This window comes from Okeania sp. SIO2F4, from assembly GCF_010672385.1.
Taxonomy (GTDB): Bacteria; Cyanobacteriota; Cyanobacteriia; order Cyanobacteriales; family Microcoleaceae; genus Trichodesmium.
In genome coordinates this window covers 1-11,331 of the sequence record NZ_JAAHGT010000239.1, presented here as the reverse complement: position 1 = coordinate 11,331, position 11,331 = coordinate 1, and the positions used below count along the sequence as shown (strand labels likewise).

Below are 11,331 nucleotides of genomic sequence, written 5' to 3'. Positions count from 1 at the left end.
ATGAAGTGGGTAGCGAAGTGTTTGTAGAAATCGGACCAAAACCAGTGTTACTGGGAATGGGGCGGGAATGTTTAATGGGAACAGAAGGCCAGAAACTGTGGTTGCCAAGTTTACGTTCAAGAAAACCAGACTGGTTGCAAATACTAGAGAGTTTAGGACAATTACATTTACAAGGAGTTGAAATAAATTGGTTAGGATTTGATGGAGATTACTCTCGCCAAAAAGTAGTATTACCAACATATCCTTGGCAAAGACGACGGTATTGGATAACGGATATTAAACAGTATAAAAAATTCCTAGTCTCCGAACCTCAAAAAGTACAACAGCAAGTTCAAAGCAAGGTATCTGAACCTCAAAAAGTACAACAGCAGGTTCAAAGCAACGGAAAAAGTAACTCAGAAAAAGTCAAAATTAGATTGCCAAGCCTAAATATGGTCTCTACTCCAAAAGCAAATATACAGGAAAGACCAAAAAGAAAATTAACAGTTAAGTCTACGGCAAAATCTAAGATGACACCGCAAGAAAACCTTCAACCAGTAACTTCTCTGAAATCAAAGATCGAGACTTCAAATATTTCGACAGCAACCAGTATTAAAAATATGGATATGGATATTAATCAAATCAAAGAAACACTGAAAGAAAAATTAGCAGAAGCTCTGTATGTAGAACCTAGTGAAATAATAGAAGATCAAAAATTTATAGATTCAGGTTTAGATTCTATCATTGGAGTTGAATGGATTACTGCTATTAATCGGCATTATGGATTGGATATTAAAGCAACTAAATTATATGATTATCCAACATTGTTGGAATTAACAAATTATATTGCTGAGACTTTACAAAAACAAGAACAAGTACCTGTAGAAACACCACAAGTTAAAACAGAAACACAAGAATCTGTTAGTGACTCTGAAGAAAAATTAAAAGAAGAGCTACGCTCAATACTTAATCGAGTAGCTAAAAAAGAGTTATCTGCTCAAGAAGCAAATCAAATGATTCAAGAATTAAAAGAGCAACTTAAAAAAAAAGGTAAAAAACAAGAAGTATCACAGCCATTAAAACACGAACCTCAAAACGGAGGTCAAAAAGAAAAAGTCTTACAGCTAATTATCAAATATACCCGTGAAGTAGCACCAGAACTCGAAAAAGTTCCCCTCGGAGCAACCCATAGTCTGAAAAACTTAGGCATTGATTCAGCAAGTAGGGCAGAAATTATTATGATGATAATGGAAGATTTATCTTTAAATGTTCCACGGATTGAATTAGCTGGAGCCAACAATATAGGAGAACTGGCTGAAATATTTGCAGCTAAGTTATAAATTGCTTATGGAAAGGGAAAGCAGCGTAGATATAACGGGAATGGGTATAGTTACTTCTATTGGTCAAGGAGTAACAGCTTTCAAAGAAGCCCTATTTTCTGGCAAAACTCAATTTGATGATCTCAAACGACCAGGACGTGAAGGCGCTAAACCATTTATAGGGGCAGAAATACCCGAAATTGATGTCCGCTCTCTCCTCCCAGAATATAGTAGTCTTTTACGCACTGCCAGTTGGAGTGGACAAATAGCTACCTTAGCAGTATCCGAAGCTTGGCAAGATGCTCAGTTGGTTAATGGCAACGTCAACCCCGAACGTATTGGGTTAGTAGTAGGTGGCTCAAATGTACAACAACGTCATCAGCAAGAAATCTGGCAGCGTTATCAATCTCGTCCTCAATTTTTACGTCCCACTTATGGACTTACAGTTTGGGATACCGATATAATGGGCTTGCTATCTCAGTGTTTTCATGTCCAAGGAGAAGGTTACAGTGTAGGTGGTGCATCTGCTAGTGGAGCAGTAGCAATAATTCATGCAGCCCGTCAAATTTTAATGGGCATCACAGATGTTAGTATTGCTGTAGGCTCATTATTTGATCTCTCAGGTTATGAATGCCATGGACTAACGAATTTGGGGGCAATGGGTAGTGAACGTTTTGCCGATCGCCCAGACCTTGCCTGTAGACCATTTGACCAAGACCACGATGGATTTATTTATGGAGAAGGCTGTGGAGTGTTAGTCCTGGAGAGAAGTGACCACGCTCAACAACGAGGAGCAGTTTCCTACGGAAAGCTTATGGGTTGGGGATTTAATTTAGATGGAAACCGTAGTCCTGAACCTTCTCAAAAAGGAGAAGAACGAGCCATGAATACTGCGCTAGCAATGGCCGAGTTGAAACCAGAGGAGATATCATATCTAAATACTCACGGTACCAGTTCCCCTCTAGGTGACAAGACAGAAGTAGCTGCTTTAAAATCTGTGGGACTGAATCATTGTCTAGTCAATTCTACAAAATCTTTGACTGGTCACTGTTTAACTGCTGCTGGGGTTGTGGAAGCGATCGCTACTCTACTACAAATGAACCATAGTTTTTGTCATCCTACTCATAACTTAGTTAATCCTATAGATTATACCCTAAGTTGGGTCAAAGAAACTGCTATTCAAGCAGAAATCAAGTATGCTATAAGTAATAGTTTTGCTTTTGGCGGAATTAATACAGCTTTATTAATAGGAAAATCATAGCGGTAGTATTGCGGCGTTGGTAAATTTAAGTTAAGATTCTAAAGTAAATCTATACTTCTGTCATTGAAGTATTGAAATGTCAGTTGAATGCTTTGTAACCATAATCCACCTCCATCCTCTTCCCTCCTGGGAAGCAGAAGGTTGGTACAAACTAAGGCTTTTATGAGTTCAAGCTTCACAGGACTTACGCAAAACAACGTGTTTCTGTCATTGTGAGCGACAGCAAAGCAATCTCAAACGTGGAAATTGCGTTACTTATGCGTAAGTACTCCTTCAATGTTTATCAGAGCGCATTTTCAATTGTGAACACTGCAATTTCAGTTGCGATTGCTCCGCAACGCTAGCGTGAACGAGACCTGAATACAGCCTTGAATTTAGCTATGGCGGTCAGTGAGAGCTACGCTCGGCTAACGCCAACGACCGTGACAGTTTGTGGACTGGATAACGCCGACGTTGCCAGAATGAAGCAGGAATAGAACAGATAATCATAAATTTCTATAGATTATCATAGGTTTCTCAGAATGGTTGAGCGTTGATACCTGTGGAAGTGGTACTACCAAATATCACCGTAGAAGCAGGAAATAAACATTGAAATACCACTAAATTAATTGTGATATTTTATATCAGTTTTATAAATCAGCCTCTTACCATAAAATGAAAATAAAATCAAGGAAAACTTATGGAACAGGTTGGGATCGAAGCCCTCAATGTATATGGGGGATCTGCAAAAATAGATGTGCGAATGTTAGCAGAAGCACGTCAATTAGATACGAGTCGCTTCGATAATCTAATGATGAAAGAGAAAACTGTGGTAATGCCTTATGAAGACCCAATTTCTTTCGCAATTAACGCAGCCAAACCAATAGTGGATAGCTTGAGCGATATTGACAAAAAACGCATAGAAATGGTAATAACCTGTAGCGAGTCTGGTATCGACTTTGGTAAATCAATGAGTACCTATATCCATGCTTATTTAGGGCTAAGTCGCACCTGTCGTTTGTTTGAACTTAAGCAAGCTTGCTATTCAGGTACAGCAGGGTTTCAGATGGCATTAAATTTTGTCCTGTCTCAAACATCTCCTGGAGCAAAAGTCTTAGTTATTGCCACAGATATAACTCGGTTTTTGCTTCCAGAAGGAGTAAATACTCTGGACAAAGAAGCTGCTTTTGCGGAACCAAGTAGTGGTGGTGGAGCAGTAGCTATTTTAGTTAGTGATGTAGGTCATATTTTTCAGGTGGATGTAGGTTGTAATGGCTACTATGGTTATGAAGTAATGGATACTTGCAGACCAGCTCCAGATGCAGAAGCAGGAGATGCAGACTTATCATTATTATCTTACTTAGATTGTTGCGAAAATGCCTATCAGGAATATCAGAACCGAGTCGAAGGAGTAGACTACGAGAAAACTTTTGATTACTTGAGCTTTCACACCCCTTTTGGTGGTATGGTAAAAGGGGCACATAGAAGTATGATGCGCAAGTTAAAAAGGGCAAAACCACCGCAAATTGAAGCAGACTTTCAAAGAAGGGTGATGCCTGGGTTAGTTTATTGTCAACAAGTAGGGAATATTATGGGAGCAACATTACATTTATCCCTAGCTAGCACTATTGACAATGGAGAAATCAACGGACCTCGACGAGTCGGTTTATTTTCTTATGGATCTGGTTGTAGTTCAGAATTTTATAGTGGTGTTGTCACACCGGAAGCCAAAGAAATTCAAGCTCAACAAAGGATTTCAGAACGGTTAGGGGAACGTTATCCTTTAAATTTTGAAGAATATCAGTATATATTACATCAAAGTAACGCAGTTGCTTTTGGAACTAGAAATGTTACCATAGACAAAACACTATTTCCGAAAGTATGGCAACAAGTTGAAGGTAAGGGTAGATTAGTTTTAAAGGAAATCAAAGAATTTCACCGAGAATATGAATGGGTGTAATTATGGATTATCAAACCATAAAAGTAAACCAAAAGCTTGCTGTACTAAGGATTCAGATTTATAGACCTGAAGTCAACAACAGTATTAATGAGGAACTTCTTCAAGAATTATGGTCAGTTTACCAATCTGCTGAAGTAGATTCAACAATTAAAGTTGTAGTTATTGAAGGGTTGCCTGATGTATTTTGCACAGGAATGGATTTTCAAGACGCATCAGAAGAAAAGGATCGAGACTCAAAAGCTAATTCTGAAGCTTTTTACAAAATACTTAAACATATTTCCCTGAGTAGTAAAGTATTTGTGGCAGTGGTACGGGGTAAAGTACAAGCGGGGGGAGTAGGTATAGTAGCAGCAAGTGATATAGTTATTGCAGATGAAACTACAACATTTGTTTTATCGGAACTATTATTTGGTTTATTACCAGCTTGTGTGTTGCCTTTTCTAATTCGCCGAGTTGGGTTTCAGAAAGCCTACCGTTTATCTCTGACTACTCAACAAATATCAGCTGCAGAAGCTTATAATTGGGGATTAATTGATGAATATGGTAGTGATACTAATAAGTTATTGAGTCAATATGTTAGACGATTAAAATGTTTGCCATCCTCTGGGGTGAAAGAATTAAAAGACTATATTAATCAGTTATGGATAATAAAAGAAGAAACTCAAAATTTGGCTGTAAATAAGATTTCTAGTTTAGTAGAAAATCCTGATATTAAAGAAAAAATTAAACGGTTTCAACAAGAGGGGGTACTTCCGTGGCAAACATGAATTTCATCTGGGACTCAGCAGCAACAAACACTGGAATAGTAGAATTTATAGAATTAGAAAAAGAGATTGTCCAAATCGTGATGAAAGATGAGAAAAATCACAATTCTCTTTCTTCAGAAATGATGGGTCAATTGTATAAATCTTTTCAAAAAGTTAAGCAAAGTAAGAATTATAAAGTAGTTATATTAGCAGGAAGCAGTAAATACTTTTGTACAGGTGGTAATAGAGAACAATTAATATCGATTTTTAAAGGAGAAGGTAAGTTTACTGATGGTTTAGATGCTTTAACATTGTCATTAGATTGTCCCCTACCAGTAATTGCTGCTATGGAAGGTCATGCATTAGGAGGAGGTTTCGGTCTGGCTCTATATGCAGATTTTCTTGTGTTTAGTCGAGAAAGTTTTTATGCTAGTAATTTTATGAAATACGGCTTTACTCCAGGAGTAGGAGTAACGTTGGTATTACCTCAGAAATTAGGGGCAGAATTAGGTAGAGAAATGATGTTTACTGCTAGAAATTATAGTGGTAGAGAGCTAGCAGAGCGTGGTATTCCTTTTCCAGTTGTATCAAAAAAAGATGTGCTAAGTTATGCGCAGAAAATGGCTAGGGAAATGGCAGAAAAGCCTAGGTTATCTTTATTGACATTAAAAGAACATTTAACTTCAGAGATTAAAAATAAATTACCAAAGGTGATAGAAAAAGAGTTAGAAATGCACGATATAACTTTTCATCAACCAGAAGTAAAAACTAGGATAGAGGAAAATTTGGGATTAGAGAAAAGTGAAGAGAAATCAAGGGAAAAGGAAGCAGAAAATTTATTATCTCAGTTACAATCTGGTGATGTTTCTTTAGATTTAGCATTTTCTCAAGCTGAGAAACTTTTGCTGGGAGGTGAGGAGAACAGAAAGAATAACCGTAGTCAAAGTAACAAGATTAATACAGATAAATCTGAGGATGTATTATCTCAGTTAAGTTCAGGAGAAATATCTTTAGAAAATGCCGAAAAGTTGTTATTAGGAGTAACAGATTCAGATAAATCTGAGGATGTATTATCTCAGTTAAGTTCAGGAGAAATATCTTTAGAAAATGCTGAAAAGTTGTTATTAGGAGTAACAGATTCAGATAAATCTGAAGATGTATTATCTCAGTTAAGTTCAGGAGAAATATCTTTAGAAAATGCCGAAAAGTTGTTATTAGGAGTAACAAATTCAGAACCGATACAAAAGAATGAAGAGTTAGGGGAAGTTGGGAATACAGATATAGCTATTATAGGAATGTCATGTCGATATCCAGGGGCAAAAAACTGGAGAGAGTTTTGGGATAATTTAAAGAATGGAGTTGATAGTGTAACAGAGGTTCCTCCTGGAAGATGGGAAGAAAATAATTGGTATCATCCAGATCCAGAACATCCCGGTACTTCCTATAGCAAATGTGCAGGTTTTTTAGAAGAAATTGATAAATTCGATCCTTTATTTTTTGAGATTTCCCCAGTAGAAGCTAAGTTTATTGAGCCTCAACAAAGAATATTTTTAGAAGAAGCTTACCACGCTATTGAGGATGCAGGATATGCACCGGATACTTTCAAAGGAAAACAATGTGGGGTATTTGTAGGTGCAGCTAGCAACGGTGATTATAGTAAGTTATTGTCAATGTCAGGATTAGATAGCCATCGACTATCATTGACTGGAAATTTGCTAGCAGTTATACCAGCAAGAATAGCCTATTTCTTAGACCTGAAAGGACCAGTACTAGCTGTTGATACTTCTTGTTCTTCTTCTTTAGTCGCAATAAATCAAGCTTGCGATAGTATTCAAAAGGGAGAAAGTGAAGTAGCGATCGCTGGTGGTGTTTGTATTCTCCCAACTTCTGACTTCCAAGTAATATCAAGTCAGTTCCAAATGGTATCTCCCGCAGGTCGTTGCAAGACCTTTGACTCTTCAGCATCGGGTACAACTTGGAGCGAAGGTTGTGGTGTAGTATTATTGAAAAGCTACCGTCAGGCAATTAAAGATGGAGATAAAATCTATGGAATAATTAAGGGAATAGGAGTAAATTATGACGGTAATACTAATGGGATTAGCGCTCCAAGTGGAAAATCTCAAACACAGTTAGAACAAAAAGTTTATCAGCAGTTTGGAATTAATCCAGAAACTATAGGTTATGTAGAAGCTCACGGTACAGCAACACCACTGGGAGATCCTATAGAAGTAGAAGCTTTAACAGAAACATTTTCTAAGTGGACAAAGAAGAGAAATTTTTGTGCGATTGGGTCAGTCAAGACAAATATTGGTCATTCGGGAACAGCAGCAGGGGTTTCTGGTTTGATTAAAGCAATTTTGTGTTTGATGAATCGGAAGTTTGTGCCGTCGCTACATTATAGTCAACCTAATCCCCACATTGACTTTGAGAATAGTCCTTTCTTTGTTAATACAGAATACAAAGATTGGGAAATAGAAGTAGACAAACCAAGACGAGCAGCAGTAAGTTCCTTTGGTTTTAGTGGAACGAATGCTCATTTGGTTTTAGAGGAAGCACCAAAAAAAAGCAAAACTGAAAAGACTTTAGATCGCCCGGTTCATCTATTAACATTGTCAGCTAAGACAGAAGCAGTCGTTTCAGAGTTAGTTAATAGTTATGAAAATTATATCAAAACGAATCCAGAAGCAGACATCGCTGATATTTGCTACTCAGCTAACACAGGGCGGACTCATTTTAACCACAGATTAGCATTTGTAGCTGCAAATCAACAAGAGTTAGCAGAGAAACTCCAGAAGTATAAAGCAGGAGAAGAAGTACCTGGAATATTTTCCGGTGAACTACCAAAAAGTCTTCCTGCACTCAAAATAGCCTTTTTATTCACAGGTCAAGGTTCTCAGTATGTGAATATGGGAAGACAACTGTATCAAAAATCTCCCTTATTCCGAGAAGTTGTTGACAGATGCGATCGCATCTTGGAGAAACTGAGTGGAAAATCTATCCTCGATATTATCTACCCTCAAGATGGAGAGACATCGCTTCTAGACCAAACAGTTTATACTCAACCTGCTATATTTGTCATAGAATATGCTCTAGCTAAATTATGGGAATCTTGGGGTATTAAACCAAATGTAGTCATGGGTCACAGTGTTGGTGAATATGTGGCAGCAACAGTAGCAGGGATTTTTAGTTTAGAAGATGGTCTGAAACTAATTTCTGCTAGGGGTAAGTTGATGCAGCAGTTACCTGAAGGTGGGGAAATGGTTGCTGTGATGGCATCAGAATCAAAAGTAGAATCATTAATTGCTCCATACACAGAAAAAGTAGCTATAGCAGCAATAAACGGACCAAAGAGTACAGTAATATCAGGTGCTGCTGAAGGACTAAAGGAAATTATCAGCACTCTAGAGTCAGAAGGAATTAAAACTAAAAAATTGCAGGTATCTCACGCATTCCATTCACCATTGATGGAACCAATGTTGGGAGAATGGGAAGCAGTAGCAAATCAACTTACTTATAATAAACCACGGATACCAGTTATATCAAACGTTACAGGGACAGTAGCAGACGAAAGCATAACAACAGCCAAATATTGGGTAAGTCATGTGCGTCAACCAGTAAGATTTACTCAAGGTATGCAAGTTTTACAGGAAAAAGGTTATGAGACATTCTTAGAAATCGGACCAAAACCAATATTGTTAGGTATGGGTCGTCAATGTTTACCGGATGTTTTGGGAATGTGGTTGCCATCATTGCGCCCGAATACAGATGAATGGCAGCAGATGCTCTCAAGTTTAGGGCAATTATATACAAAAGGAGCAAAAATAAACTGGTTAGGATTTGAACAATATTACAATCCTGAGAAAGTAACGTTGCCTACATACCCATTTGCACGAGAAAGTTATTGGGCTGAAGTAAATGGATATCAGAAAGGTTGGGTTTCTAGTGGACAACGGGTCAAAGATATACATCCTTTATTGGGTCATCAAATCAACTTTGCTGGTTCACAACAAGTTTTTGAGTCGTTGATTGGGGAAGAAAATCCAGCATACCTCAAAGACCACAGAGTTTTTGACCAAGCTCTGTTACCAGCAGCAGCATACTTAGAAATAGCTACAGCGATAGGGCAAAATTATTATCAAACTCCCAATGTAGTTGTGAAAAATTTGAAGATAGAGCGGGGGTTAGTGTTGCCGGAGGGTGAACGGAAAATAGTTCAGACTATACTGACTCCATCAGACACAACTACTCAGTTTCAAATATTTAGTCAACAACAAGAGGATAATGAGGAAGTCCAAAAGTGGTTACTCCATGCTGCGGGAGAAATTGAAACTGCAACAGAGGTGAGTGAGGAAAAATTTGACACAGAGAAATATTTAGGAGAATGCAGTAATTCTATAGAAGTTAAACAACATTATCTAAAAACTCAAGAACAGGGGATTAGTTATGGTAAGGCTTTTCAAGGCATTCAAGAGTTGTGGCAAGGAGAAAATCAGGCGATCGCTCAGATAGGTATTCCTGAAGAAATCGCTCTAGGAATAGAGGAGTATAATATACATCCAGCTATATTGGATGCAGCATTCCAGGTTATTTTTAATGCTCTCCCAGAAAAAAGTGGAAGTAAGGAAACTTATTTACCAGTAGGGGTAGAGGAGTTAATTACCTATACTCAACCAGAGAAATATTTATGGGCACACGCATCAATTGCAAATGAAGAAAATGATGTTCCCCAGAAGGGAAGTTTAAAAGCGAATGTTATCTTGAGCGGTGAGAAAGGAGAAGTTATTGCCAAAATTATCGGTTTAAGAGTTAAGTTGGCAAGTCGGGAAGCTTTACTGGGAAGGAAAGAGAAAAATATTACTGACCTGTTGTATGAGATAGAGTGGAGAACTAAAGGTCGTTTAGGAAGACTACTACCACCAGATTATCTCCTGACACCAAAAGAAATTGAAGAGCAACTAAAGGCAACTGTTACAGAATTTTCTACTCAGTCAGACTTAGAGAGTTATCCAGATATTCAGTTAGATGAATTAAGTCGGGAGTATGTGTTGCAGGCAATTAATCAAATGGGATGGCCTTATAAAGCTGGAGATAAATTTAATACTGAGAATGAGGTTCAAAGATTAGAGATAATTCCAGAACAAAAAAGATTATTTAATCGAATGCTACAGATTCTTGCAGAAGATGGAATTATTTCACGGGTAACAGATAACGAGTGGGAAATGCTGCAAACCCTGAATGAAAGTCTGGTGAATCAAGGGGAGAAAAAAGGTGAAGAATTACTGAGTCAATATCCGATTGCGGAAGCCGAATTAGTGCTTTTAAATCGTTGCGGAGCCAAACTAAGTGAAGTATTGCAAGGCAAACAAGATCCTCTAGAAATGGAGTTGCCATCAGGAGATATGAAGTCATCATATCAGGAATCTATCCTGGGCAAGATGATGAATACTTTGATAGAAAAAGCAGTAGCTAAGGCGATTGAAAAATTACCCAAAGCACAAGGGGTAAGGATACTGGAGATAGGAGCAGGTAGCGGGTCCACAACCAGTTCTATTTTGCCAGTGCTACCAGCAAATAGCACGGAGTATACTTTTACAGATATCGGAACAGTTTTCACCTCAAAAGCTAAGGAAAAATTCCCAGAATATAAGTTTGTAAATTATGAAACTCTAAATATAGAGGTAGATCCAACAACTCAAGGGTTTGATGCTTATCAATACGATGTAATTATTGCAGCTAATGTTCTACATGCTACAGCTAACGTCAAAGAAACACTATCTAATGTCCGAAAACTTCTAGCACCAGGTGGAATATTAGTTTTATCTGAAATAACAAGTCATCAGCGATCGCTAGATTTAACATTTGGATTATTGGAAGGATGGTGGAAATTCCAAGATGAAATACGAGCAGATAATCCTCTACTGAATCGCTCCAAATGGCAAGAGTTATTGCCGGAAATTGGTTTTGCGGAATTTGTAACTCTGCCAGAAAATGAGGGAATACCAGAAATTTTGAATCGGCAATCAGTAATTGTTGCTCAAAATTCCCAGGTTCTACCAACATCAGAGTCCAAGAATTGGTTGATATTAA

The 11,331-nt window shown here is 37.8% G+C and carries 5 protein-coding genes; all 5 read left to right on the top strand.

The genetic code is table 11. From position 1 onward, the window contains the following. Positions 1-1,319, top strand: a 1,319-nt coding sequence (locus tag F6K22_RS16560) for an acyl carrier protein (RefSeq protein WP_293099864.1), incomplete at its 5' end; no start/stop codon positions are given. Between the two features lie 7 nt (positions 1,320-1,326). Further along, a complete protein-coding gene (locus F6K22_RS16555) occupies positions 1,327-2,559 on the top strand; it encodes a beta-ketoacyl synthase N-terminal-like domain-containing protein (RefSeq protein ID WP_293099861.1) in 1,233 nt (410 codons plus the stop codon). A 679-nt stretch (positions 2,560-3,238) separates the two neighbouring features. Beyond that, positions 3,239-4,498 carry a hydroxymethylglutaryl-CoA synthase family protein gene (locus F6K22_RS16550; protein ID WP_293099858.1) on the top strand — a complete coding sequence of 420 codons (1,260 nt, stop codon included), beginning with the start codon at positions 3,239-3,241 and terminating at the stop codon, positions 4,496-4,498. Continuing rightward, positions 4,489-5,265, top strand: a complete 777-nt coding sequence (locus F6K22_RS16545; RefSeq protein ID WP_293099856.1) for an enoyl-CoA hydratase/isomerase — start codon at positions 4,489-4,491, stop codon at positions 5,263-5,265. The genes F6K22_RS16550 and F6K22_RS16545 overlap by 10 nt, the downstream gene beginning before the upstream one ends. Then, positions 5,262-11,331 (top strand): polyketide synthase (locus F6K22_RS16540; RefSeq protein ID WP_293099853.1); only part of this gene is annotated, 6,070 nt, incomplete at its 3' end. The genes F6K22_RS16545 and F6K22_RS16540, both read left to right, overlap by 4 nt.

Excerpts from the sequence above, each read along its gene's own strand:
- F6K22_RS16545 (WP_293099856.1), top strand. The coding sequence starts at position 4,489 with ATGGGTGTAATTATGGATTATCAAACCATAAAAGTAAACCAAAAGCTT.
- F6K22_RS16555 (WP_293099861.1), top strand. The coding sequence starts at position 1,327 with ATGGAAAGGGAAAGCAGCGTAGATATAACGGGAATGGGTATAGTTACT.
- F6K22_RS16550 (WP_293099858.1), top strand. The coding sequence starts at position 3,239 with ATGGAACAGGTTGGGATCGAAGCCCTCAATGTATATGGGGGATCTGCA.